Origin of the sequence: Sphingomonas oryzagri (genome assembly GCF_029906645.1) — a bacterium.
GTDB classification, from domain to species: domain Bacteria; phylum Pseudomonadota; class Alphaproteobacteria; order Sphingomonadales; family Sphingomonadaceae; genus Solisphingomonas; species Solisphingomonas oryzagri.
The window spans coordinates 117,042-142,723 of record NZ_JARYGZ010000001.1 but is presented as its reverse complement, the minus strand read 5'-3'; the positions used below and the strand labels follow the sequence as shown (position 1 = coordinate 142,723).

At 67.0% G+C, this 25,682-nt stretch carries 22 protein-coding genes; 12 read left to right on the top strand and 10 right to left on the bottom strand.

The features are described from left to right. Positions 1-9 precede the first annotated feature (9 nt). The 3 genes from QGN17_RS00740 to QGN17_RS00730 are packed head-to-tail and all read right to left on the bottom strand — an operon-like array spanning position 10 to position 3,985. The gene (locus QGN17_RS00740; RefSeq protein WP_281042603.1) at positions 10-1,014 is read right to left on the bottom strand and encodes an NAD-dependent epimerase/dehydratase family protein; all 1,005 of its coding nucleotides are present in this window, start codon (positions 1,012-1,014) and stop codon (positions 10-12) included. Positions 1,015-1,051: 37 nt separating this feature from the next. Further along, a complete protein-coding gene (galE, locus tag QGN17_RS00735) occupies positions 1,052-2,062 on the bottom strand; it encodes a UDP-glucose 4-epimerase GalE (RefSeq protein WP_281042602.1) in 1,011 nt (336 codons plus the stop codon). A 3-nt stretch (positions 2,063-2,065) separates the two neighbouring features. Beyond that, positions 2,066-3,985, bottom strand: a complete 1,920-nt coding sequence (locus tag QGN17_RS00730; RefSeq protein ID WP_313790147.1) for a S9 family peptidase — start codon at positions 3,983-3,985, stop codon at positions 2,066-2,068. A 146-nt stretch (positions 3,986-4,131) separates the two neighbouring features. On the opposite strand from QGN17_RS00730, the gene acs reads away from it, so the two are divergent. After that, positions 4,132-6,012, top strand: a complete 1,881-nt coding sequence (gene acs / locus QGN17_RS00725; protein ID WP_281042601.1) for an acetate--CoA ligase — start codon at positions 4,132-4,134, stop codon at positions 6,010-6,012. Positions 6,013-6,115: 103 nt separating this feature from the next. Continuing rightward, complete coding sequence (locus QGN17_RS00720) at positions 6,116-6,811, top strand: hypothetical protein (protein WP_281042600.1); 696 nt, start codon at positions 6,116-6,118, stop codon at positions 6,809-6,811. Here QGN17_RS00720 and QGN17_RS00715 read toward each other — a convergent pair. From QGN17_RS00715 to gorA, 3 genes are all read right to left on the bottom strand, one after another. Then, entirely contained in the window at positions 6,784-7,131 is a 348-nt protein-coding gene (locus tag QGN17_RS00715) for a polyhydroxyalkanoic acid system family protein (RefSeq protein ID WP_281042599.1), read from the bottom strand. The genes QGN17_RS00720 and QGN17_RS00715 overlap by 28 nt on opposite strands. 71 nt (positions 7,132-7,202) lie before the next feature. Further along, positions 7,203-8,963 carry an aspartyl protease family protein gene (locus QGN17_RS00710; protein ID WP_281042598.1) on the bottom strand — a complete coding sequence of 587 codons (1,761 nt, stop codon included), beginning with the start codon at positions 8,961-8,963 and terminating at the stop codon, positions 7,203-7,205. 70 nt (positions 8,964-9,033) lie between these two features. Further along, a complete protein-coding gene (gorA, locus tag QGN17_RS00705) occupies positions 9,034-10,380 on the bottom strand; it encodes a glutathione-disulfide reductase (protein WP_281042597.1) in 1,347 nt (448 codons plus the stop codon). Positions 10,381-10,517: 137 nt separating this feature from the next. On the opposite strand from gorA, the gene lepB reads away from it, so the two are divergent. From lepB to QGN17_RS00675, 6 genes are all read left to right on the top strand, one after another. Beyond that, positions 10,518-11,366 carry a signal peptidase I gene (gene lepB, locus QGN17_RS00700; protein ID WP_313790146.1) on the top strand — a complete coding sequence of 283 codons (849 nt, stop codon included), beginning with the start codon at positions 10,518-10,520 and terminating at the stop codon, positions 11,364-11,366. Beyond that, positions 11,363-12,031, top strand: a complete 669-nt coding sequence (gene rnc, locus QGN17_RS00695) for a ribonuclease III (protein ID WP_281042596.1) — start codon at positions 11,363-11,365, stop codon at positions 12,029-12,031. The genes lepB and rnc overlap by 4 nt, the downstream gene beginning before the upstream one ends. Beyond that, positions 12,028-12,924, top strand: coding sequence for a GTPase Era (gene era, locus QGN17_RS00690; RefSeq protein WP_281042595.1), 897 nt, complete (start codon positions 12,028-12,030; stop codon positions 12,922-12,924). Before rnc ends, era begins: the two co-directional genes overlap by 4 nt. Further along, positions 12,924-13,616 (top strand): HAD family hydrolase, encoded by a 693-nt coding sequence (locus tag QGN17_RS00685; protein WP_281042594.1) that lies wholly within the window; start codon positions 12,924-12,926, stop codon positions 13,614-13,616. The genes era and QGN17_RS00685 overlap by 1 nt, the downstream gene beginning before the upstream one ends. 22 nt (positions 13,617-13,638) lie before the next feature. Next, positions 13,639-14,304 (top strand): peptidylprolyl isomerase, encoded by a 666-nt coding sequence (locus tag QGN17_RS00680; RefSeq protein ID WP_281042593.1) that lies wholly within the window; start codon positions 13,639-13,641, stop codon positions 14,302-14,304. Positions 14,305-14,445: 141 nt separating this feature from the next. Then, on the top strand, positions 14,446-17,163 hold the full coding sequence (locus QGN17_RS00675) for a TonB-dependent receptor (RefSeq protein WP_281042592.1): 2,718 nt from the start codon (positions 14,446-14,448) through the stop codon (positions 17,161-17,163). Here the strand turns inward: QGN17_RS00675 and QGN17_RS00670 are convergent. Continuing rightward, complete coding sequence (locus QGN17_RS00670; RefSeq protein WP_281042591.1) at positions 17,160-17,399, bottom strand: hypothetical protein; 240 nt, start codon at positions 17,397-17,399, stop codon at positions 17,160-17,162. The two genes, QGN17_RS00675 and QGN17_RS00670, sit on opposite strands and share 4 nt — an antisense overlap. 178 nt (positions 17,400-17,577) lie before the next feature. Between QGN17_RS00670 and QGN17_RS00665 the strand changes: the two genes are divergently transcribed. The 4 genes from QGN17_RS00665 to QGN17_RS00650 all read left to right on the top strand — a co-directional run bounded on the left by QGN17_RS00665 (position 17,578) and on the right by QGN17_RS00650 (position 21,415). Then, positions 17,578-18,282: a glutathione S-transferase family protein gene (locus QGN17_RS00665; RefSeq protein WP_281042590.1), complete on the top strand. Its 705-nt coding sequence runs from the start codon at positions 17,578-17,580 to the stop codon at positions 18,280-18,282. Between the two features lie 85 nt (positions 18,283-18,367). Next, entirely contained in the window at positions 18,368-20,389 is a 2,022-nt protein-coding gene (locus tag QGN17_RS00660; RefSeq protein WP_281042589.1) for a M13 family metallopeptidase, read from the top strand. Between the two features lie 94 nt (positions 20,390-20,483). Continuing rightward, the gene (locus QGN17_RS00655; protein ID WP_281042588.1) at positions 20,484-20,636 is read left to right on the top strand and encodes a hypothetical protein; all 153 of its coding nucleotides are present in this window, start codon (positions 20,484-20,486) and stop codon (positions 20,634-20,636) included. A gap of 131 nt (positions 20,637-20,767) precedes the next feature. Beyond that, the gene (locus QGN17_RS00650) at positions 20,768-21,415 is read left to right on the top strand and encodes an outer membrane protein (protein ID WP_281042587.1); all 648 of its coding nucleotides are present in this window, start codon (positions 20,768-20,770) and stop codon (positions 21,413-21,415) included. Between the two features lie 43 nt (positions 21,416-21,458). Here the strand turns inward: QGN17_RS00650 and QGN17_RS00645 are convergent, their stop codons facing one another. The 3 genes from QGN17_RS00645 to QGN17_RS00635 are packed head-to-tail and all read right to left on the bottom strand — an operon-like array spanning position 21,459 to position 25,568. Then, positions 21,459-21,722, bottom strand: coding sequence for a GlsB/YeaQ/YmgE family stress response membrane protein (locus QGN17_RS00645; RefSeq protein ID WP_281042586.1), 264 nt, complete (start codon positions 21,720-21,722; stop codon positions 21,459-21,461). A 55-nt stretch (positions 21,723-21,777) separates the two neighbouring features. Beyond that, positions 21,778-24,099, bottom strand: coding sequence for a glycoside hydrolase family 3 N-terminal domain-containing protein (locus QGN17_RS00640; protein WP_281042585.1), 2,322 nt, complete (start codon positions 24,097-24,099; stop codon positions 21,778-21,780). Further along, positions 24,045-25,568, bottom strand: a complete 1,524-nt coding sequence (locus QGN17_RS00635) for a glucoamylase family protein (RefSeq protein ID WP_281042584.1) — start codon at positions 25,566-25,568, stop codon at positions 24,045-24,047. Before QGN17_RS00635 ends, QGN17_RS00640 begins: the two co-directional genes overlap by 55 nt. Positions 25,569-25,682: the final 114 nt, after the last annotated feature.

Here is a 25,682-nt window from a genome sequence, read left to right as displayed (position 1 = left end):
CGCTCAGCCTCACAATCCGCTGTAGGCACGATACCATTCGACCCATTGCGGAATACCGACGTCGATCGGTGTGGTCGGCCGGAAGCCGAGATCACGCTGGATCGCCGACAGCTCGGCATAGGTGGCAGGCACGTCACCCGGCTGCATCGGCTGCTCGATGCGGATCGCCGCCTTGCCGCAGCTCTCTTCGATCAGCGCGATCAGCTTCTCCAGCGGCTCGGCCCGGTTGTTGCCGATATTGTAGAGCGCATGCGGGCTGGCACTGCCGCCCGCCTTCGTGCTGCCATCGTCGGCCGGGGGATGATCGAGCGCGGCGAGGATGCCCGTCACGATGTCGTCGATATAGGTGAAGTCGCGGCGCATGTTGCCGCCGTTGAACACGGTGATCGGCTCGCCGCGCAGGATCTTGTCGGTGAAGCCCCACACCGCCATGTCCGGACGCCCCCACGGCCCGTAGACAGTGAAGAAGCGCAGCCCGGTCTGCGGAATACGGTAGAGATGCGAATAGGATTCGCTCATCAGCTCGTCCGCCTTCTTGGTGGCGGCGTAGAGCGAGATCGGAAAATCGACCCGCTGCTCGACCGAAAAGGGCAGATCCGGACTGGTGCCGTAAACGGACGACGACGAGGCGTAGACCATGTGGCGGACGCCGGCGTGCCGCGCGACCTCCAGCATGTTCAGATGGCCGGTGAGGTTGGAGGCCGCATAGGCGCGCGGATTTTCGAGCGAGTAACGCACGCCCGCCTGCGCGCCGAGATGGACGATCGCGGTGATCGTCTCGCCCATGATCGCCCGATCGAGCGCCTCGTGATCGGAAAAATCCACCTCGGCGAAACGGAACAGCTCCGACGCGCCATCCGTCCCGGCGATCGCCGCCAGCCGGTCCCGCTTCAAAGCCACCGGATTGTAGTCGTTGAGGTTGTCGATGCCGACCACCCGCTCGCCCCGCGCGATCAGGCGGCGGCTGACATGCGATCCGATGAAGCCGGCGGCGCCGGTGACGATGATGGTCATGCCGCCGCCCTAGCCTCCATCCCTTACCATGCGGTTGTCAGCGCTCCCCGCGCCGCGCCTCGAGCCCGTGTTCCCAGGCCAGCGCGTGTGCGACGATGGTGTCGAGCTGGCCGTAGCGCGGCTGCCAGCCAAACGCCTCGAGGATCGCCTCGTTGCCGGCGATCAGCGCGTCCGGATCACCGGCGCGGCGCCCTTCCAAGCGACGCTCGATCGGCAGGCCGCTGACCTTCTCCACCGCATCGAGCACCTCCAGCACCGAGAATCCGCGCCCGTAGCCGCAATTGAGCGTCAGGCTGCGTTCCGGCTCGGCAATCAGCGCGTCGAGCGCCAGCACGTGCGCGGCAGCCAGATCGGTGACGTGGATATAGTCGCGCACCCCGGTGCCGTCGGGTGTGGCGAAATCGGTCCCGAATACCGAGACGTGGCTGCGCTTGCCGAGCGCCGCCTCAGTCGCGACCTTGATCAGGTGGGTGGCGCCCTCGGTCGCCTGCCCCGCCCGGCCTTCCGGATCGGCGCCGGCGACGTTGAAGTAGCGGAGCGCGCAATAGTTGATCGGGTGCGCGGCGGCCGTGTCCTTCAGCATGATCTCGGTCATCAGCTTGGACATGCCGTAGGGGTTGATCGGGATCGTCGGCGTGTCCTCGCGCACCGGGCTGGCCTCGGGGATGCCGTAAGTCGCCGCCGTCGAGGAAAAGATGAAATGCTTGACCCCGCCGGCCACCGCGGCGTCGATCAGCGTGCGGCTGTTGGCCGTGTTGTTGCCGTAATATTTGAGCGGGTTTGAGACGGATTCGGGCACAACCACCGATCCCGCGAAGTGCATGATCGCGCCGATGCCGAAGCCCTCGATCGTGCGCGCAAGCAATTGCGCGTCACCGATGTCGCCTTCGACGAAGCGCGCGCGCTCGTCCACCGCCCAGCGGAAGCCGGTGACGAGATTGTCGAACACCACCACCGGCCAGCCGGCATCCTCCAGCGCGAGCACGGCATGGCTGCCGATATAGCCGGCACCGCCGGTCACCAGCACCGGAAAAGGCTTCGTCGTCATGCGCTATTTCCCCTTCAGGTAGCGATCGAACCAGCCGACGACGCGCTGCCGCTCGTCGGCGATATGGGCGGGATCGTGGAAGCCGTGGCCTTCGTCCGGATAGATGACGAGGCTGGTCGGCACGCCATGCGCCTTCAGCGCGTTCCAATATTCGGTCGACTGGGTGGGCGGCACCTCGATGTCGCGTTCGCCCACCGTGATCAGGGTCGGCGTCCTGGCCTGGTCGATGAACTGGATTGCCGAAATATCCCAATAGGGCTTGGCGTCGTCGTAGAGGCTCTTGCCGAAATAGGGGATCATCCAGGTGTTGATCCCGTTGGTGCCGTAATAGCTGATCCAGTCCGAAATGCCTGCACCGGCGTGGATCGCCTTGAAGCGGTTGGTCTGGGTGTTGGCCCACATCGCCATGAACCCGCCGTAGCTGTGGCCCATCAGGCCAAGCCGCGCATCGTCGATCGGCGCCGCCTGCTCGGCCGCATCGATGCCGGCAAGGATGTCCTTCAGGTCGCCGCCGCCGAAATCGCGCTTGTTGGCCTGCACGAACGCCTCGCCCTGCCCGTAGCTGCCGCGCGGGTTCGGCATGAACAGCCAGTAGCCGGCGGCGATCAGCGCCGCGTTGGTGCCCCTCCACACGAAATCGGGCGTCACCGCAGCGGCAGGGCCGCCGTGGACGATCGTGATCATCGGCGCCTTCGCGGTGGACAGGCTCACATTGCGCGGGGCGAGCAGCCAGCCCTGCACGTCGTGCCCACCACTCCGCCAGGTAAGGCTGCGCGCGGTCACGATCGGCCTGTAGGCGCTGTTCTCGGTGGTGATCTGGACGGGGGCGGCAATCGGCCCGGCGAAGATGGCGGGCGCATGTTCGAAATCCTGCGCGACCATCGCCATCGTGCCGTTGCGCGCGATCGCGACCTTGGCGTCCTCGGCCGCGATCTTCACCTTGGCGGTCCACAGCGGCTCGGCCGGGCCGCGCGTCGGATCGACCGGCACCACCGCCGCCTGATCGCCGAGCAAAACCGTCGCGCGCAGGCCGCCCTCCCCCCACAGCAGCGAGGTGAAGGTGCCGCGATAGCCCGGCGTGATGTCGGTCGCGACGCCGCCGGCGAACGGCACCGTCCAGACATCGCCGCCGACCGAGCCGAAATCGCTCATCAGCCCGCCGATGAAGGCGACCGTCTTTCCGTCCGGTGAGACGCGCGGGAAATTGGCCTGCGTGGCAGGTGCCGTGATCGGGCGGACCGCGCCGGTCGCGGCATCGATCGCGTCGATGGTGGCGACCCACCAGTTCGCATCACCATTGCCCTTCGCGGTGGTGGCGACGAAGCCCCTGCCGTCGGGCGTCCAGTCATATTCGTAGATGAAGCGGCCCGATGGCGAGACGGTGCGCAGCGTGCCGCCCGCCACGGGCACGATCGCGATCCGCTTGTCGTCGTTGGTCTCGCCGATCTCGCCGACCTGGCGGGTGCCGGCCTGCACCGCGCCTGTCTCCTTCTGCGCGCCGATCGTGACGAGCAGCGCGATGCTGCGCCCGTCCGGCGACCAGCGCGGATCGGCGGCGAGGCCGGTGACGGTCGCCAGCCGCCTCGCCCCGTGCGCGCCCTGCACCATCAGGGTGGCGGTGCCGGCCTTGCGATCTCGCGCCACGAAGGCGAGCTGACCGTCCGGCCCGTAGGCGAGGTTGCCATATTCGCAGGTCTTGCAGGGATCGATACGCGTCACGATCCGCCCACTTTGCGTCTGCCGCACCACCACAGCGCCATGCGTCGCGGAGAGCGCATCCGGCTCCTGCCCGCTTTCCACGGTGGCGACGCGATCGCCGTCCGGCGCGATCACCAGATCCTCGAACCTGTGGAGCGGCTGGGCGGCGAGCGGAGCGGCGGCGGCCATCAGCAGGGCCAGTGCGGAAACGGTACGGATTGCCACGCGAATATTCCTGTTCGTCACACGCCCCCCGGCATGCAGGCGATAGCATGTCGATGCGGCAGCGCAACGCCGGGCGTCATACTTCCGGCCCCTTGCAACCGTCATCAGGCAGCCTCAAAAGCGCGCCACACACCGGAGAGAAAGCCATGACCGACAGCCGTACCGCGCAGCACCAGCGTTCGCTGGACGATCCGGACGGCTTCTGGCTGGAGCAGGCCCGCTCGCTCGACTGGATCACGCCGCCGACCAGGGCCGGCGACTGGTCGTTCGACGAAAAGGACTTCCACGTCCGCTGGTTCGAGGACGGCGTGCTCAACGTCTCGGCCAACTGCCTCGATCGGCATCTCGCCGAACATGGCGACCGCGTCGCGATCGTCTGGGAACCGGACGATCCCAAAGCCGAGCCGAAGCGCTTCACCTACGCCCAGGTGCACGAGGAAGTCTGCCGCTTCGCCAACGTGCTGAAGGCGCAGGGGGTGCAGAAGGGCGACCGCGTCACCGTCTACATGCCGATGATCCCCGAGGCCGCCTTCGCGCTGCTCGCCTGCGCGCGGATCGGCGCGATCCATTCGGTGGTGTTCGGCGGCTTCTCGGCAGATTCGCTTGCGGGCCGGATGGAGGATTGCGGCAGCGCCGTGGTCATCACCGCCGACGAGGGGCGGCGTGGTGGAAAGACCGTCCCGCTCAAGACGACGGTGGACGAGGCGGCGACGATCTTCGCGGGCGTGAAGACCGTGCTGGTGGTCAAGTGCACCGGTCGCGACGTGCCAATGACCGAGGGTCGCGACGTCTGGTACCATGAGGCCGCCGCCAAGGTTTCGACCGACTGCCCGCCGGAGCCGATGAAGGCGGAAGACCCGCTCTTCATCCTCTACACCTCCGGCTCGACCGGAAAGCCGAAGGGCGTGGTCCATACGACCGGCGGCTACCTGCTGTGGGCGGCACTCACCTTCCGCACCACCTTCGATTACAAGGCGCCCGAAATCTTCTGGTGCACCGCCGACATCGGCTGGGTCACCGGTCACAGCTACATCGTCTACGGCCCCCTCGCCTCCGGCGCGACCAGCCTGATGTTCGAGGGCGTACCGACCTGGCCGACCTCTGCGCGCATGTGGGAAGTGGTGGACCGCCACGACGTCTCGATCCTCTACACCGCGCCGACCGCGCTGCGCTCGCTGATGAAGGAAGGCGACGACATCGTGAAGGCGACGTCGCGCAAGTCATTGCGCCTGCTCGGCACGGTCGGCGAGCCGATCAACCCGGAGGCGTGGCGCTGGTATCACGACGTCGTCGGTGACGGCCGCTGCCCGATCGTCGATACCTGGTGGCAGACCGAGACCGGCGGCCACATGATCACCCCTTTCCCCGGCACGGTCACCAAGCCCGGTTCGGCGACGCTCCCCTTCCATGGCGTCGAGCCCAAGCTGCTCGACGGCGAGGGCAAGGAGCTGCACGGCGAGGCCGAGGGCAATCTCATCATCGCGCGCGCCTGGCCGGGCATGATGCGCGGCGTGTGGGGTGACGAAAAGCGGTTCTTCGATACCTATTTCCGCACCTTCCCGGGCGTCTACACGACGGGCGACGGCGCGCGCCGCGACGAGGACGGCTATTACTGGATCACCGGCCGCGTCGACGACGTGATCAACGTCTCGGGTCACCGCATGGGCACCGCCGAGGTGGAAAGTGCGCTGGTGCTGCACGACGACGTCGCCGAGGCCGCCGTCGTCGGTATGCCGCACGACGTGAAGGGCCAGGGAATCTACGCCTATGTGACGCTCAATTCGGGTATCGAGGCGAGCGAGGATCTGCGGCAGGCGCTGAAGAAGCATGTCCGTCACGAGATCGGGCCGATCGCGACGCCCGACGCCATCCAGTTCGCGCCGGGCCTGCCCAAGACCCGCTCCGGCAAAATCATGCGCCGTATCCTGCGCAAGATCGCGGAGGGCGAGATCGGCGCACTGGGCGACACCTCGACGCTCGCCGACCCGAGTGTGGTGGACGATCTGGTGAAGAACCGGGTCGGCTGATTTTGATCCTCCCCAAGATAGATTGGGGAGGATGAGGTGGGCGTTCACCCCTTCGTCAGCCGATGCTGTATAAGGCGGGCCTTGTCGTCACGGAGGCCCGCCCTTGTATCGCCCGCTTTTCGCCGTAGCCCTGCTGCTGCCCACCGCCGCTTCCGCCCAGTCGGATCCGCAGCCCGCGCCCCGACAGATGCCGACCTATCAGGATGACGACGCGCAGTGGCGCGGTGGCACGTCGGAAAGCTACGGCACCGCGGACCTGCATCATCACGTCGACCAGACGCCGCCGCCCCCGCCGGTTCCGGAAGGCTATGGCTATGATCCCTATGGTGCCGGCACGCGCCAATCCGGCTCCGGACGCGGTGCGAGAAACGGCTCGGGCGCTCGGCAGGGATCGGGTTCGACCCAAGGATCGGGATCCGGGCAAGACTCCGGATCAGGATCCGGCCCGCAGCCCGCACCCGCCGACGGCTGGCAGACGCCCAAACCCTATGCGCGGTCGGATCAGGTCGATCAGGGCACGCCGGACGACGCCGCGCATCGCGCCGATCGCGCCCGCACCGCCGATCTGAACCGCCGCCCGTGGCGCGGCTACAACGCGCCCGCGCACAGCGCCACCGCCGACAATCCATACGCCGCCGAACATGCCCGCTACCAGGCAGCCCTCGCCGCCCACGCACAGGACATGCAGCGTTACCAGTACGATCAGGAGGAGTATCAGAAGCGCATCGCCGCCTGGCACCGCCAGACCGACGCCTGCGCGCAGGGTTATACCTACGCCTGCGGCGGCGGCCCGGACTGAGGATCGGACGCGGGCGCGGCCAGCATCTTCTCCGCGCTGGTCTGCACGAAGCCGGAAATCGCGCCCGCCATCATCGACAGCATCAGCGGCACCGCGACCGTCGCGTGCACCACCGCTTCCTCGACCAGCATGTCGACCGAGACCTTCTGGCCCATCGCGGTGACGGTCATCGCCATCCGGTCCTCGCCCGTCCAGTCGGCCTGCACGGTGCCGCCGCCGGGGATGTGACGCTCGAGCTTCGGGATGCCGGCCTCGATCCGCCGCTTCGCCTCGGCCTTGCCGAGCTTGTGGGGAATATCGAACTTCATCGGGGAGGCCATGGCGACTCCAAACGCATGAGGGAGGCGCCGGCTCCTACCGCCATCCTCCGCGCATGGCGAGAGTCCGGCGCCTAGGGCTTGATGCCGAAGTCCTTGGCGCGCTTGGCGAGCTTGGGCGAGACCGCAGCCGACGCCTCGAAATCGGCCTTGGCTCCCGCCGTATCGCCCTTGCGCTGCTTGGCGATGCCGCGCCCGTAGAGCGACCAGGCCGATTTCGGATCCTTCGCGATCACCGCGTCGTAATCGTGCAGCGCCTTGTCGATGTCGCCCATGCGCAGTTCGACCAGCGCGCGGCTGTCGACGATCGACATGTTGCCCGGCCGCTGGCGGATCGCCGAGTTGCAGTCGGTGAGCGCAGCCGGCAGGTCGATCCCGGCAAGCGCCCGCGCCCAGCAGCGATCGTTCAACGCCTCCGGCCGGCGGACATCCTGCGGGTGATATTTGATCCACTGGTCATATTGCGGCACCGCGCGGGCGGGCTCGGCGGCGGCGACGTACAGGCCGCCGATGTCGAGCCGCTCGTTCGCGGCCGGTGGCGCGGCTTTGTCGGCGGCATCGAGATCGGCGAGCACCGCCTTGATGTCGGGTTCATCCTCCCGCAGCCGCAGACCGGCGCGACCGATCAGTGCCTCGACATAATCAGGCTTCAGCCGGATCGCCTCCGCCACGTCGGCCATAGCCTCGGCCTTGCGGTCGGCATCGAACAGCGCATCCGCCCGCTGCAGACGGTAGCGCGGCTCGGTCGGCGCCAGCGCGACCGCCTTCCCGAAATCGGCGAGCGCCCCCTCCCGGTCGTTGCGCGCCAGCAGCACGGCACCGGCGCGGCTATAGCCCTCCGCCGTGGTCGGGTCCGTCTGCGCGTCGGTGACGGCGATCGCCGTGCCCTTGGCATCCTGATAGCGCGCCTTGATATTGAACACCGGCCCGCCTTCGTACGTCAGGTACAGGCGCCGCTGGCTGTTCGAGACATAGATGCGGTGGGCGATGAAGAAATCGGCGCCGAGCAGCATCTCGGTATCGCCGGTGAACTCGCCGAAACGGATGCGACCGTGGCTGATCGTCTCGCCCTCGCCGACCTTGAAACTGTCGAACGGCGCGATCCAGCTCCGTACCAGTTGTCGGCCGAAACCGTAGATCATGCCGCCCGGCTCGACGCCGGGGCTCTTCGGCGTGATTCCCGCCCGCGCCGCGGCTGCCATCGAGAGAACGGAATCGTGCGCGCCGGTATCGAAGGTCGCGTGGATCTTCGCGCCGTTCAGCCAGACCGTGCCGACCGTCTGCGCATTGGCGCGATCATAGGCCGCAAGCTCCACGACGGAGACGATCTTGTCGGTGCCGGTCGACCAATAGGCCATGTTGCTGTTGCCGCATCCCTTCGCCTTCATCAGACGGACGGTGCCGTGCGGCAGATCATATTCGGTATCGACCAGGCCGAGGAGATTCTGGCCGAGCACGCCGACGCCGCCGACTTCCGATCCTGCCACGATGAACTCGATGCGCGGCAGATCGCTGCCCGAGATGGTGAAGGTCTTGACGGTGACCAGCGACATCGGCGTCTCGCCGTTGATCCCCTGCATCATCCAGCCGGGCAGCGGCTCGGGCTTGAGTCCCAGCTCGGTCGCCCGTCCTGGCGAGATCACGCTGTAGAAGGCGCCGCTATCGACGACGAAGCGGACCGGCTGGCCGTTGATCTTGGCATCCGTCATCGGCTGCATGTCGATCATCGTGACCGGCAGTTCGCCGATCTTCCCGACCCCGCACGACGCCGATGCCGCCTTCGCCCCCAGACACAGCGCCAGCCCCGCCAGCGCGCACGCAACCCTGTTCTTCACGCGACCCCATTGCCTCCCCAGACAATTTCGGGGGAGATTGCCCCATCCGGGCCGCCGACGCCAGCACCAACTATTTGAGAAGGACGAGTTCCTCCGCCATCGTCGGGTGGAGCGCGACGACGTCGTCGAACTGCTGCTTGGTGAGGCCCGCCTTCACCGCGACCGCCGCCGCCTGCAGTATCTCCGGCGCGTCCGGCCCGATCATGTGGAGGCCCAGCACCCTGTCGGTCGAGGCATCGCAAACCATCTTGTAGAGCGCGCGCTCGTCGCGGTTGGCGAGCACGTTCTTCATCGGGCGGAAATCCGACGAATAGACCTTCACCGTGCCGTAGCGGTTCTTGGCCTCGCTTTCCGTCAGGCCGACGGCGGCGATCGGCGGGTGGCTGAACACCGCGCTCGGCACGCAATGATAATCCACCCGGCGCGGATTGTTGCCGAACTGGGTGTCGGCGAAGGCATGGCCCTCGCGGATCGCCACCGGGGTCAGCTGGATGCGGTTGGTGATGTCGCCCACCGCGAAGATCGAGGGGACGGTGGAGCGGCCGTCCTCGTCCACCTTGATCGCGCCCAGTTCGTCGATCTCGACGCCCAGCGCCTCGAGGCCCAGCCCCTCGCTGTTCGGGCGGCGACCGGTGGCGAACATCAGGCAATCGGTTTCGATCGGATCCTGCCCCTTGGCATGAACGACGAGCGTGCCGTCCTCGCGCTTCTCCACCTTCTCGAAGATGGCGTTGAAGCGGAAGTCGATGCCCTTCTTCACCGAGATCTGGAGCAGCCGGTCGACGACACTATTGTCATAGCTGCGCAGGATCGTGCTGCCACGGTTGACCAAAGTCACCTTCGATCCGAGTTCGTTGAAGATACCGGCGAACTCGTTGGCGATGTAGCCGCCGCCCGCGATCACGATCCGCTTCGGCACGCTGTCCAGATGGAAGGCCTCGTTGGAGGTGATGCCATGTTCATGGCCGGGGCAGGCGGGCACGGCGGGACGCGCGCCAGTGGCGATCAGAATGATCCTTGCGGTCTTCTTCGTGCCGTCGGCCAGCTCGATCTCGTTCGGCCCGGTGACGACCGCTCGCTGGTGGAAGGTTTCGACGCCATGGCTGTCGAGCGTGTTCTGGTAGAGGCCCTCCAGCCGGTCGACATCGGCCAGCACGTTGTCGCGCAGCGTCGGCCAGTCGAAATCGCAATCGGGCACCTGCCAGCCGAAGCGCTTGGCGTCCTTCAGGTCCTCGGCGAAATGCGCGCCGTAGATCAGCAGCTTCTTGGGCACGCAGCCGCGGATCACGCAGGTGCCGCCGACGCGATATTCCTCCGCCATCGCGACCTTCGCGCCGTGCGCTGCCGAGATCCGCGCCGCGCGCACGCCGCCGGACCCACCGCCGATCACGAACAGGTCATAATCATGGTCGGCCATCGGATATCCTATCGCAAGGGAATGTCGCCGCGCGATGTAGCGAGCGAAGCGCGTTCCGCCAACGCACTGTGCCGATCAGACTGATCGGGAGGCCGACTCGACTTGACCTCGGCCACCCCCTCTCGCAAAGCCCGGACGTGGCCACCACGCTTTCGACTCCAGCAAAATCCGCCCGCCGTCGCTCCTCCGAAGGCTGGGGCGGTGTCGTGCGCTTCGTCCTGTCCGTCGCGCTGATGGGGCTGGCGCTCCGCAGCTTTGTCATCATGCCGCGCAGCATCCCGTCCGAATCGATGATGCCGCGCCTGCTGGTCGGCGATTATCTGATGGTCGCGAAATGGCCCTACGGCTTCTCGCGCTTCAGCCTGCCCTGGGCGCCGCCGGGGCCGCACGGCCGGTTGCTGGGCTTCACGCCGCAGCGGGGCGATGTCGTCGTGTTCCGCGCGCCGCCGGACGACAAGTCCGATTACATCAAGCGCCTGATCGGCCTGCCCGGCGACCGCATCCAGATGAAGGGCGGCGTGCTCTGGCTCAACGGCAAGGCCGTGCCCAAGGTACGCGAGAGCGACTTCATCATCCCGATCGCGCCCAATACCGAGTGCAGCACGATCGCCAATGTTGAGACGCCCTACGGCCCCGGCGCGAACTTCGAGGGCAAGGAAACCTGCCGCTTCGCCCGCTATCGCGAGACGCTGCCCGACGGCATCAGCTACGACGTGCTCGACCAGGGCGACACGCCGCAGGACGACACGCCGGTCTTCACCGTACCCGCCGGCCATTATTTCATGATGGGCGACAATCGCGACATGTCCGCCGACAGCCGCTTCCCGGCGATCCCCGGCCAGGGCATCGGCTTCGTGCCGGCCGAGAATCTGGAGGGGCGCGCGCTCTTCACCATCTGGTCGACCGACGGTTCCTCGCACTGGCTTAACCCGGCAAGCTGGTGGCACGCGCTGCGGCCGGGCCGGATCGGGCACGGCTTTCGGTGAGCGACACTCTGCCTCCGCAGATCGAGCAGGCCCTCGGCCACGCGCCCCGCGATCCCGCCCTCTTCCTCACCGCGCTCACCCACTCCAGCCATGCCGGAGAGAGTTACCAGCGGCTCGAATTCCTCGGCGACCGCGTGCTCGGCCTCGTGATGGGCGAGTGGCTGTTCGAGACTTTCCCGGCCGAACCCGAAGGCCAGCTCTCGCGCCGACTCAACGCGCTCGTCTCGGGCGATGCCTGTGCGGAGATTGCGAAGGAGCTGGATCTCGGCCCGCATATCCGCCTCGGCAAGCAGGCCCGCGACGACGGCGCGCAATATTCCACCTACGTGCTGGGCGACGTGGTGGAGGCGCTGATCGGCGCGCTGTTCGTGGAGGCCGGGATCGAGGGCGCGCGTGCCTTCATCCGCAAGGCATGGGGCGATCGCGTCCATAGCCAGGGCAAGGCACCCAAGCACCCCAAGGCGGAGCTGCAGGAACTCGCCGCCGCGAAGCAGTGGCGCCCGCCGGTCTACGAAACCACCCATCGCGGCGGGCCGCACCACGCGCCCGTCTTCACCATCACCGTCTCGATCCCCGGCCGCGCCAGTGCCGAGGCCAAGGGTAGCTCCAAGCAGGAGGCCGAGACCGAGGCGGCCCGCAATCTGTTGAAGGAATTGAAGTCATGACCCAGCGCTGCGGCCTGGTCGCCATCGTCGGCGCGCCGAACGCCGGCAAATCCACCCTCGTCAACGCGCTCGTCGGGCAGAAGGTGGCGATCGTCAGCCCCAAGGCGCAGACGACCCGCGTCCGCCTGATGGGCATCGCGATCGAGGGCGATAGCCAGATCCTGCTGGTCGACACGCCCGGCATCTTCGATCCGCGCCGCCGGCTCGATCGCGCGATGGTCGCGGCGGCGTGGGGCGGTGCCGAGGATGCCGATGTCATCGCCTTGGTGGTCGATGCCAAGTCCGGCCTGACCAAGCGGATCGAGCCGCTGGTCGAAACGCTCGCCAAGCGCCCCGAGCCGAAGATCGTCATCCTCAACAAGGTGGACGTGACGGCCAAGGAGCCGCTGCTCGTCCTCGCCCAGACGCTGCAGGAGAGACTCCAGCCGGAGGATATCCTGTTCGTCTCCGCCGCCACCGGCGATGGCGTTCCGGCGCTCAAGTCGCTGTTGGCGAGCCGCGTGCCGGAAGGGCCGTGGCATTTCCCCGAGGATCAGGTTTCCGACGCGACCGACCGGATGCTCGCCGCCGAGGTGACGCGCGAGCAACTCTATCTCCAGCTCCATGCCGAGCTGCCGTACGCGTGCGCGGTCGAGACAGAAAAGTATGAGGAGCGCGGCGACGGTTCGGTCGCGATCCATCAGCAGATTCTCGTCGCGCGCGACAGCCAGAAGGCGATCATCCTCGGCGCGCGCGGTGCGCGTCTGAAGGAGATCGGCAGCCGCGCGCGGGGCGAACTCGCCACCCTGCTCGGCGCAAAGAAGGTCCACCTCTTCCTCCACGTGAAGGTGAAGCCGGACTGGGAAGAGGACCGCGCGCTCTATCGCGAGATCGGGCTGGACTGGGTCGACTGATGCCGATCGAGCTGATCTGCCTCGATGCCGACGACACGCTCTGGCACAACGAAAAGCATTTCGGCGCGACCTTCGCGGCGTTCGAGCGGATCGTCGCACCCTTCGATGAGGCGGGTGTCGCCCGCGACACACTGGATGCGATCCAGATCCGCAACCTGAAGCTCTACGGCTACGGCGCCAAGAGCTTCACCCTCTCGATGATCGAGGCGGCGCTGGAAGTCGGCGGTGAGCGGATGCCTTCGGACGCGGTGGCGCGCATCCTCGCGGCGGGGCGCGAACTGCTGGCGCACCCGGTCGAGCTGCTGCCCGGCATCGAAGATGCGCTCGACGCGCTCGCCGACCGCGCGCGGCTGGTACTCGTCACCAAGGGCGACCTGCTGCACCAGGAAACCAAGCTGGCCGCCTCCGGCCTCGGTGAGCGCTTCTCGGGGATCGAGATCGTCAGCGACAAGGACGAGGCGACCTTCCGCCGCGTGTTCGATCGCCACGCGGTGACGCCGGAACAGGCGCTGATGGCCGGGGATTCGATGCGTTCGGACATCCTGCCCGCGCTCGCGGCCGGCGCCTTTGCCGCGCACATTCCGCACGCCATGCCGTGGGCGCACGAAATGGCGGACGAGCCGGCCGATCATCCCCGCTTCCGCAAGCTCGACCGGCTGGGCGAGGTCATCGACTGGATCGACAGCCTCTGACCGGTTCGGTTAGGCTGCGGCCATGATCCGCAGACTCGCTCTTCCCCTCGCCGCGCTGATCGCCGGCGCCGCCCTCGCCCAGACGCCGCCGCCGACGGTGCCCACACCCCCCGCCGCCGCACCGCAGCCGGCCGCGACCGTGCAGGTGACACTGACCACCAGCGAGGGACCGATCATCCTCGCGCTGGAGAAGGACAAGGCGCCGATCACCACCGCCAACTTCCTCCATTATGTCGACGCCAAGCGGTTCGACGGCACCACCTTTTACCGCCGGGTAAAGGTGGCGGACGGGTTCGGGCTGGTGCAGGGCGGCATCTCGCAGGACCCGAAAAAGGCCTTCCCTCCGATCAAGCACGAACCGACCACGCAGACCGGCCTCAGCCATGTCGACGGCGCGATCTCGATGGCGATGAATGCGCCCAACACCGCGCAGGGCGACTTCTTCATCATGGTCGGCGCCTCGCCATCGATGGACGCCACCGCGACGCAGCCGGGCTATGCGGTGTTCGGCAGGGTGGTGCAGGGCATGGATATCGCCCGCAAGATCCTCGACGCACCGACCGATCCCGACAAGGGCAAGGCCAACGGCATGGGCGGCCAGATGATCGCCGCGCCGATCAGGATCATCTCCGCGCGCCGCACCAGCACGCCGATCGCAGCCCCCGCCCCCGCTACAACCGGCGCCTGAGCCAGGCGATGCATTATTGCAACACATAATCATTATCGATAACGTTTCCGCCACGTTTCCAGGTCTCTTGCAGCCGTGCAATCTTGCGCCGTGCGGCGCGTGCTAGGCGCGGGCCGTTGTTGAGGGTGGGAAAGACTAACCGTGAAAAAGGGGCATGTGCGCCTGTCGATGGCGCTCGGGATGTTGACGGCCTGCGGTCCGCTGTTCGCGCAGGATGCACCTGAACCCGAAGAAACGCAGGACATCGTCGTCAACGGCACGCATCAGGCGCTGCCCGGTGCGGTGGTCGGCGACATTCCGCCCGAACTCCAATACAGCCCCGCCGACATCCGCGCCTATGGTGTGAATTCGGTCGCCGATCTGCTCAACGAGCTGGCGCCGGAAACGACGTCGGCCCGCGGCCGCGGCGGCGAGGCGCCCGCGGTGTTGCTCAACGGGCGGCGCATCTCCAGCTTCTCCGAAATCCGCGACCTGCCGACCGAGGCGATCCTGCGCGTCGATATCCTGCCGGAAGAAGTGGCGCTCAAATACGGTTACTCCGCCGACCAGAAGGTGGTGAACATCGTGCTGCGCCGCCGCTTCCGCGCGTTGACGACGGAGGACAGCGGATCGACCAGCACCGACGGCGGCGGCGCGTCGGGCATCGGCGACTTCACGCTCACCCGCATCCATGGCGACGACCGGCTCAACATCGATGCCAAGGTGCAGGGCGCCGACAGCCTGCTGGAAAGCGATCGCGGGCTGACCTCGCAATCGACCGGTCGCGCTTATGATCGCGCGGGCAACGTGGTGGCGACCGACGGTAGCCTGAATGCACTGGGCGGCGCGAACATCGCAGGAGTCGGCCCCGGTGCCACGGGAGCGACGCCGACCACCGGAGATTTCAATCCCAATGTCGCCAATGTCACCGACATCTCGCCCTATCGCACGCTGACGCCGGCGACCAGGGAGGCGACGCTCAACGCGGTGCTCGCCCATCCCTTCTCGCGCAAGGTGACCGGCACGCTCAACGCCACGTTCGACGCGAGCCAGAGCGACACCCTGCGCGGCCTTGCGGGGTCGAACATCCTCGTGCCCTCAACCGACCCGTTCAATCCGTTCGGCGAGGATATCGCGCTCTATCGCTATCTCGGCAGCGATCCGCTGAAGCAGCGCACGCAGTCGATCTCCGGCCATCTCGGCGGCACGCTCAATGCCGACGTCGCCAAGTGGCGACTGAATTTCACCGCCAATTACGATTACGCCCAATCCGTGACACGCACCCAGACCGGGATCGATATCGACGACCTCAACGCGGCGCTGGCGGCCGGCGATGCGACGCTCAACCCGTTCGGCACCATTCCGGCCAGCCTGATTGGCGGCACGCTGACGACGCGGGCGCGGGGCGTCTCGAACAGCGGCAACGTCCAGTTCGTCGGCAACGGCCCGCTGTTCGATCTGCCGGCGGGTGCACTGTCCACGACGGTGAAGGTGGGCCTCACGGCGAGCGGCTTCCATTCCACCTCGACCCGCTTCGGCACGACGCAGGAGACGAGCCTCTCGCGGCGCGACGGCAGCGCGCAGTTCAACTTTGACCTGCCGCTGACCAGCCGCAAGAAGCACGTACTCGGCGCGATCGGCGACCTGACGGCCAACGCGAACGTCGCGGTGGACCAGCTCTCCGATTTCGGCACGCTGTGGACGGTCGGCTACGGCGCCAACTGGACGCCGCGCGACGGCATCAGCTTCATCGCGTCCGCCACCCACGATCGCGGCGCGCCAACCATCCAGCAGCTCGGCAATCCGGTGATCGTGACGCCGGGTGCGCGGGTGTTCGACTACCGCACCGGCCAGACCGTCGACGTCACCCAGATCGCCGGCGGCAATCCCGATCTGAAGGCGGACAGCCGCCATGTCGAGAAATTCGGCACGACGCTGAAGCCGTTCAAGAAGACCGACATCACCTTCACCGCCAATTACATCCACTCGACGATCCGCAACGCGATCGCGGCCCTGCCCTCGCCCACAGCGGCGATCGAGGCGGCTTTCCCCGACCGCTTCACCCGCAACGACGATGGCGACCTGACGGCGATCGATACCCGCCCGGTCAATCTCTACCGCGAGCGGCGCGACGAGCTGCGCTGGGGCTTCAACTTCACGCAGAAGCTCAAGACATCGAAGGCCGTCGTCGATGCCTTCCGCCAGCTTCGGGAATCGGGCGCGTTCCGGCGCCCGCCCGGCGGCGGCGACGCTCCGCCAGGGGGCGGCGGCACGGGCGGCCCACCGCCCGGTGGCGGAGACGGCGGCTCTCCTCCCGGCGGTGGCGGCGGCTGGTCCGGCGGACGCGGCGGTGGTGGTGGTGGCGGAGGGCGCGGCGGCTTCGGCGGTGGCGCCGGCGGCCGGCTCCAGCTCTCGGTCTACCACACCTGGTATTTCCGCGACGATATCCTCACGCGCCCCGGCGGCCCGATGCTCGACCTGCTCGACGGCGGCACCTCCGGCTCAGGCGGCGGGCAGCCGCGCCACGACGTGCAGGTCCAACTGGGCGTCACCAACAACGGCATCGGCGTCCGGCTGACCGGTGACTGGCAAAGCGCGACGACGGTCGATGGCGGCACGGGCAGCGCGACGGGCGACCTGCATTTCTCCTCGCTCGCCACCGCGAACCTGCGCCTGTTCGCCGATCTCGGCGCCAACCCCTCGCTGATGAAGCACAAATGGGCACGGGGAATGCGGGTGACGCTGGCGCTCAACAACATCACCAACAGCCGCCAGCACGTTCGCGACGCGAACGGCGACACGCCGCTCAGCTATCAGCCGGCCTATCTCGATCCGATGGGACGGACGATCAAGGTGAGCATCCGCAAGCTGTTCTTCTAGGAACGGCTGCTCCGCCGGGTCTGCTTGCGCCGGCGACGCGCCGCCAGCAGATCCCGCACATACCAGAGCGTCAGGCGAAGTTCGCTGCGTGAAGTGGATCGCGCCGGATCCTCGATCTTGGCGCGCACCACCTGCACGGCATCCTCGCCATGCTCATGAATCAGCAAGCCTGCCTCACGCCGCGCCTCACGTCGGCGCATCGTGGACAGGCGCAGATAGTCCAGCCAAACCAGCAAGGCCCCACTCCCCGGACGTTGGCCGATGACATGACGGCGTCATCGGTCAGGGTCACACCTTCATTTCCGCCAGAGACGCGATCGTCAATTCGGAAAAATGGCTAAGAATGGATTTATCGTGCCTTGCCAATCACAAACACCGCCCCGACATCCCGGTTCCCCGTTGCCGGAGCAAGCCATGACCGATCTCCCGTCCTTCCCGATTACCCGCAAATGGCCCGCGAAGGATGCAGGCGTCATCCAGCTTTATTCGCTGCCGACCCCGAACGGCGTGAAGGTCAGCATCGCGCTGGAGGAACTCGGCCTTGCCTACGAACCGCACCTGATCGACATCGGGCAGAACGAGACCTGGACCCCGGAATATCTCTCGCTCAATCCCAACGGCAAGATCCCGGCGATCATCGATCCCGATGGCCCCGGCGGCCGGCCGATCGGCCTGTTCGAAAGCGGCGCGACCCTGCTCTACCTCGCGGACAAGACAGGCAAGCTGATGCCCGCCGATCCGATCGAGCGCTATCATGCGATCCAGTGGATCTTCTTCCAGATGGGCGGGGTCGGCCCGATGTTCGGACAGCTCGGCTTCTTCCACAAGTTCGCCGGCCGGGAGTATGAGGACAAGCGCCCGCGCGACCGCTATCTCAACGAAACCAAGCGCCTGCTCGGCGTGCTGGAAGATCGCCTGACCGGCCGCACCTACATGATGGGCGATGGCTACAGCATGGTCGATGTCTCGCTGGTCGGTTGGGTGCGCAACCTGGTCGGCTTCTACGAGGCGCGCGAGATCACCGACTTCGACAGCCTGGAGGCGGTACCCGCATGGCTGGAACGCTGCCTCGCCCGCCCGGCGGTGCAGCGCGGCGTGACCATCCCCGCGCGCGGCTGAGGCGTGTTGCCCGAATAATACATTGCCAAGCGGCCGGGCGGCGGCCTAGCTTTCGCGCGGGGAATTCTCGCCGAAGGAAAACAACATGCGCCGCCCGGCCTTCATCGCCGTTTCCATTCTCGCGCTCGCCGCGCCGCTGGCGGCGCAGACCGCGCCCAAGTTTCCGCCGTGGGGCATCCGCCTGTCCGACATGGACAGCGCCGTGAAGCCGGGCGACGACTTCTTCCGCTACGCCAATGGCCACTGGCTCGACACCACGCAGATCGCGCCCGATCGCACCTCGGCCGGCATCGACGTCGTCCTCGCCGACGAGGCCGAGCAGCAGGTCCGCGCGATCGCCGAAGAGGGTGAGAGCAAGCCGACCTCGGCGGCCGAGAAGCAGATCGGCGACCTCTACGCCAGCTGGATGGACGAAGCCGGGATCGAGAAGGCCGGCACCGCGCCGCTGAAGCCCTATCTCGCCCGAATCGCCGGCCTGAAGGACACGCACGCCGTCGCCATGCTGATGGCGGAGCCGGGCTATTCCTCGCCGGTCGGCACCTCGATCTTCGCCGACGTCAACCGGCCCGGCCGCTACGGCCTCTATGTCGGGCGCGGTGGGCTGGGTCTGCCGGGACGCGATTACTATCTGCTCAAGGGCGACAAATATGACGGCTACCGCGCCGCCTATCGCGCCTACATCGCCAAGCAGCTGACGCAGGCGGGCTTCACCGATGCCGACGCCCGCGCGGCCCGCATCCTCGCGCTCGAAACCCAGATGGCAACGTCGCAGTGGACGCCCGAGAAAGAGCGCGACATCCAGCTGATCAACAACCCGATGACGGTCGCCAAGCTGCAGGCGCTGGCACCTCAGTTCGATTGGCCGAATTTCTTCAAGGCGGAGGGCTTCGGCCCGCTCGATCAGGTGGTGGTCACCACGCCCGACGCGATCCAGGCGGCGGGCAAGCTGCTCGTCGCGACGCCGCTGGCGACATGGAAGGACTATCTTGCCTTCCACTTCATCAGCGATCATGCCGCCTATCTGCCAAAGGCGTTCGACGGCGCGAGCTTCGATTTCTACGGCAAGATGCTGCGCGATCAGCCCGAACAGCGCGCCCGCTGGAAGCGTGGCGTCAGCATGGTCAACAACATGCTCGGCGAGGCGGTCGGCCAGATCTATGTCGAGCGCCACTATCCGCCCGAAAGCGATCGCCAGATGGGCGAACTGATCGCCAACCTGCGCGCCGCTTACGGCGACGAGTTCCAGCATCTCGCCTGGATGGACGATGCGACCCGCCAGCAGGCACTGGCAAAACTCGCCACCTTCGATCCGCGCACCGGCCACCCGAAGAAGTATATCGATTACAGCAGCTTCAAGGTCGTGCGCGGCGATATGCTCGGCAATGCGATGCGGTCCGAGAAGTTCGAGATGGATCTCGTCCTCTCGCGCTTCCCCAAGCCGGTCGATCGCTCGCTGTGGGACATGACTCCGCAGACGGTGAACGCCTATTACGACCCGACGGTCAACCAGATCACCTTTCCGGCGGCGATCCTGCAGGCGCCCTATTTCGATCCCAACGCCGATCCGGCGGTCAATTACGGATCGATCGGCGCCACGATCGGGCATGAGATGGGCCACGGCTTCGACGATCAGGGTCGCCAGTTCGATGCGACGGGCAAGGTGCGCGACTGGTGGACCAAGGCGTCCGCCGACAAGTTCAAGGCGCGCACCGCGATGCTCGGCAAGCAGTTCGACAGCTACGAGCCCGTCCCCGGCGTCCACATCAAGGGCGAGCTGACGATGGGCGAGAATGTCGGCGATCTCGGCGGACTGGAGTCCGCCTGGGGCGCATGGCGGCGCTACGTCGCGACGCATGGCGATCCGGGCGTGAAGAACGGCTTCACCGCCGACCAGCGCTTCCTGCTCGCCTATAGTTACAGCTGGCAGACCAAGGAGCGTGAGGGCGCACTGCGCCAGCAGCTGCTCACCAACGAGCACAGCCCGGCCAAATACCGGGTCAACGGCGTCGTCCGCAATTTCGACCCCTGGTACAAGGCGTTCGACGTGAAGCCCGGCGACAAGCTCTATCTGCCGCCGGACCAGCGGGTGCACATCTGGGTGGACTGACGGGCGCATCGGAACGGCGGATCGGGCACCGGGTCGCTCAGGGCTAATCCGCCGTTAACCCCGCCGTGCGAGGAGAAGCGCACGGAGGTTTCAAATGCGCAAGTTCGGTTTGTTCACCCGCGATCGCAGCGGCCTCGTCGCCGCGGATTTCGCCCTGGTGTTCGCCCTGGTGTTCGCCGCGCGCCACGTCGCGCTCTGCCATGGCGAGCAGATCGGCTCGTTTCTAAGACCGGTGTTCGGCGCCTGACCTGACTGTTGCCGCACCGCAACAGATCGCCGCGCAACAGCCCCATTACGGCCTGTTCATGGAGCCAAGCAGCTCGCCCTTCGTAGCTCCCCCGTCCGTGTAGGGACGAGTTGCTTTGCGAAGGATTGAGTATGAACAAGCTGTTTCTCGCCGCGTCGGCCGCGATGGCGCTGGCCGCGCCGGCCATGGCGCAAACGTCCGATTCGTCGCCCTTTACCGGCCCGCGCGTCGAGCTGCACGGCGGGTGGGACTGGCTACGCGCCCGCACCCATACCTACGACGGTGTGACCGACACCCGCTATACCGACCACAACAATGACGGTTTCGTCGGCGGCCAGATCGGCTACGACTATGCCATCCGGCCAACCACCATCGTCGGCGTCTTCGGCAGCTATGACCTGTCCAACAACAAGGAATGCGGCACAGCCGGCACCGTCACCAGCTGCTTCAAGGCGAACCGCAACATCGAGGCTGGCGCGCGCGTGGGCGAGGTGTTCGGCGGCAACAACCTGGTCTACGTGAAGGGCGCCTATGTGAACGGCCGCTTCGGCGCGAACAGCAGCGACAGCGCAACGAACACCTATCTGTCCGATCACGAGAAGCAGGACGGCTGGCGCGCCGGCGTCGGCATCGAACATGCACTGAGCAAGCACGCCTATGTGAAGGCGGAATATAATTACAGCCGCTACGACCGGTTCCACGGTCAGCTCGGGCCGGAGGACGTGTCGCTCCGCCTGAACCGGCAGGAAGCGCTCGGCGGTCTCGGCCTGCGCTTCTGATCGAAAGGGCGGGCGTCGCACATCGCGGCGCCCGCCTCGTTTTCTAGATCCGACGGATCAGCCGCACGACCAGCACGACGATCGCGGCACCCACCACCGATGCGAGGATCGATCCGATCAGCCCGTGGCCGATCGCGATGCCGAGGCTCGGGAACAGCCAGCCGGCCACCACCGATCCCAGGATGCCGATCAGCGCATCGACGATGAAGCCGAAGCCGCCGCCCTGCACCAGCAGGCCCGCGAGCCAGCCGATGATCGCACCGATCACGATCCAGATCAGGAAGGCGATGAGCAGGCTTTCGTGCATGTGAATCTCCAGAGCGTTGCTGCGCGCCCAATGGCCGAGCGCGCCAACCGTTCCCTCAGGTCAGCTCGAACGATCCCTTCAGCCCGTCCTCGGCCGAAGGCGCGATCCACACGTCGATCGTCCCGGTCTCGGCCATGGGCTTGAGGTCCGGCCCCAGCCGCATCAGCATCTCCCGCGTGATGGTGAACTCCACGTTCTCCGATCCACCCGGCGCCAGATTGACGCGACGCCAGTCGATCAGGCGCCGCACCGGTTGCGTGATGGTCGATACGCGGGGATGGACGTAGAGCTGCACCACCTCCTCGGCCGCGCGATCGCCGCTGTTGCGGATCGTCGCCGAGACGATGAGGCCCTCCCCGGCCGGCTTGCCGACGTCGAGGCCCGTATAGTCGATCTTGCCGTAGGTGAGGCCGTGCCCGAACGGGAAGCGCGCGCCGTCGGGCGCGGTGCGATATTGCGCCTTGTAGGGCTGGCGCGGGCCATCCGGCGCGGGGCGCCCGGTCGGCTTGTGATCGTAATGCAGCGGTTCCTGCCCGCTCTCATAGGGAAAGCTCACCGGCAGGCGGCCCGAGGGGCAGACCGTGCCGAACAGGATGTCGGCGAGCGCATGGCCCGTCTCGCTGCCAAGGAACCAGGTGACGAGGATCGCCTGCGCGTCGAGCACCGCCCCCTCCAGCGCCAGTGCCCGCCCGTTCTTGAGCAGTACGATCACCGGCTTGCCGGTCGCCGCGACGGCTTCGGCCAGGCGCTGCTGCGGCCAGGGCAGCACCACTTCGGTGCGCGACTGCGCCTCTCCCGACATCTCCTGGCTCTCGCCGATCGCCAGCACCACGAGGTCCGCCGCCTGCGCCGCCGCTAACGCCGCATCGATGCCGCCGGGGATCGGCTTCTCGACATCCGATCCGGGCGTGACGCTCAGCCGCGACGGATCGCGCATCGCGGCGCGCATACCCGTAGCGAGGTCGATCGCCTGCGCGTCGTCGCCATAGACGTTCCACGGGCCGATCAGGTCGTGCTGGCCCGCCGCGAACGGACCGATCAGCGCGATCTTCTGCGCGCCGTCCGCCTTCAGCGGCAGGATACCGCCCTGGTTGCGGAGCAGAACGATCGACTTCTGCGCCGCCTCGCGCGACAGGTCGCGGGCGATTGGGGTGAGGATCCGCTGCTGCTCCCGGCCGGGCGGAAGGCGGTTGAAGGGATCGGCGAACAGGCCAAGCTGCGCCTTCAACTCAAGCACGCGGCGCACCGCCTCGTCGACCCGCGCCATCGGCACCTCGCCCGCCTTCACCAGACCGGGCAGGTATTTCTGGTAGAGGCCGCTCTGCATACTCATGTCGAGGCCGGCAAGGATCGCCTTCTTCGCCGCATCGCGTCCGTCTTTCGCGAAGCCGGCGGCGATCATTTCCTCGTCGGCGGTGTAATCGGAGATGACGAGGCCGCGGAAGTTCCACTCGCCGCGCAGCACGTCGGAGAGCAGCCAGTGATTGCCGGAGGAGGGCACGCCGTTGATCTCGTTGAACGACGGCATGATCGAGGCTGCCCCCGCGCCCAGTGCCGCCTGGAAGGGCGGAAAATAGGTCTCGCGCAGCGTGTGTTCGGAGATATCGACGCTGTTGTAATCCAGCCCCGCCTCGCCTGCGCCATAAGCGGCGAAATGCTTGGCGCAGGAGGCCACCGCATCGTCGCGGTCGAGGCCCTCGCCCTGAAAGCCCTTCACCCGCGCCGCCGCGAAGCGCTGGCCGACCAGCACATCCTCGCCCGCCGCCTCGACACCGCGCCCCCAGCGCTGGTCGCGCGCGATATCGACCATCGGCGCGAAGGTGAGTGCGATGCCGGCGGCCGACGCCTCGGTGGCGGCGGCGCGCGCCGTGCGCATCGCGAGACCGGGATCAAAGCTCGCCGCCTCGCCCAGCGGCACCGGAAAGACGGTGCGCATTCCGTGGATGACGTCGGCGGCGAACAGCATCGGGATGCCGAGCCGGCTCTTCACCGCCTCGGTCTGCAGCTTGCGGTGCCAATCGGCGCCCTGCCCGTTGAAGATGCCCGAGATGCGGCCTGCCCGCGCATCGGCGAGCTGTTCGGAGACGCTGGCGGTATCCGTGATCGGGTTGAGCTTGGTCGCCGCCCCGCCACCGATGGCGGACGCCATGATCGAAAGCTGGCCGGCCTTCTCCTCCAGCGTCATCCTGGCGATCAGGCCGTCGATAAAGCCCGGCGCGGCAACCGATGGCGCCTGCGAGGGGCCGAGCGCGAAACCGAAGGCACGCGACGCCAGCCCCGCCGCACCAGCCCCCGCCAGTAAAGTCCTGCGCCCGATCCCGCTCACGTCTTTTTCTCCGTCGGTTGCGGCGCCTGCTGCGTCAGAGGCTCCAGCCATCCCCCCCGGAACCCTGCCTTGCGCAGGCCCGCCTGGATGTATGGGTTACGCCGCATGATATTCCAGATCAGCCCGGTCCTGTAATTCTCGACCATCGCCAGGATCGGCCCCTGATCGATACCGAGCCAATCGGTATCGAACCAGCCCTTGCCCGGCACCACCTTCCCGCGATCGAGCTTGGCCTTCTCGTCCTGAAACGACAGATTGAAGGCATCGAAGAAGCCGTAGGTGCCGTAGAGAGTGTCCGGGTAACGCTGGCGCATCCCCATCAGGGCGGGGATGCAGATTTCCGGCGCGAAAGGAATGGAGCCGCCCGCTGCCGTCGGCGCAATCGTGCCATCGTCGATCGCGCCGACACCGCGCGCGACGTAGGAATGGAAGACGCGCTGCTCGCCGCCCGTGTCGACGGTGAGGTCGGCCGGGCCGTCGCAGGCGGTCAGCCCCCACTGGTCGGACGCATAGCCTCGCCAGCCCATCGGGTTGGCGAGCGCATAGTTGCGCTGTGCGATCGTGGCGCGGCGGCTGTTCTCGAAATAGTCGCTGCCCTTGGTCGCCATGAAATCGTCCTGAATCTTGCGGAAATCGATCCAGACATGGCTGTATTGATGGCCGAACATCGGCGGGAAGCGTAGCATCGAAAGCTCGCCGCTGTCCGTCCAGAAGGTGGCGAGCCGCTGGCTCCAGGCGTCCCAGCTGTCCTTGGGCAGTCCGTAGATCGGCGCGCCCAGCGCCAGAATATAGACCAGCATTCCCTCGTTATAGGCGACCCAGTCGTAGGGAATGAACTCGGCCTCCGGCGTCCAGCCGAGCGCCACGACCGGAGCGCGGGTCATCGCCCAGCGCCAGTCGACCTGGGTATAGAGCTTGTCCGCGAGGTCGCGGATCTCCTTCTCCTGCGGCTGGTCGTAATAGGTCTGGGCAAGCAGCACGCCCATCATCAGCAGCGCGGTATCGACCGTGGATATCTCGCACCCGCCGAAGCGCGCGCCGTCCTTCATGCCGAGAAAGTGGTAGAAGAAGCCCTGATAGCCACTCACGCCTTCCGGTTTGGCGCCCTGCTCCGCGCCGGCGAGGAAGCGCAGCATCGCAAGCGTGCGCGTCGCGGCCTGAGCGCGCGGTACGTAGCCGCGCTCGACCCCGATCACGAACGCGGTAAGCGCAAAGCCCATCGCCGCGATGCTGGCGAAGGTTCCCGACGGGAAACGATCGGGCGCGAGGCCCCGCTTCTGCTCGGTCGTCCACCAGAAATAGGCGAAGGTGCGCAACTGCAGATCATCGAGGAACGCCTCGACCTCGGGCGTCTGCGCCAGCGGTGGCGCGCCGGACGAGGCGGTCGAAAAGACGATCGGCGACCGGATCGCGATCGGCAGCTGGAACTTCACGCTGCTGCAACCCGCGAGGCCGGCCAGCCCCGCGCCCATCAGCGCGCGTCGGCCGATCCGGCCGCGATCGTTGAATTCGTAAGCCATCAGCCGTTGAAAACGCCTACCCTGCCGAAAGGTCCGTCCCGCCCGTCATTTTCGTTGAGGTGCCGGAACCTTCCTCCTCTCCATGAAACCGGTTACAGGCTTTCGCCGCCGGCA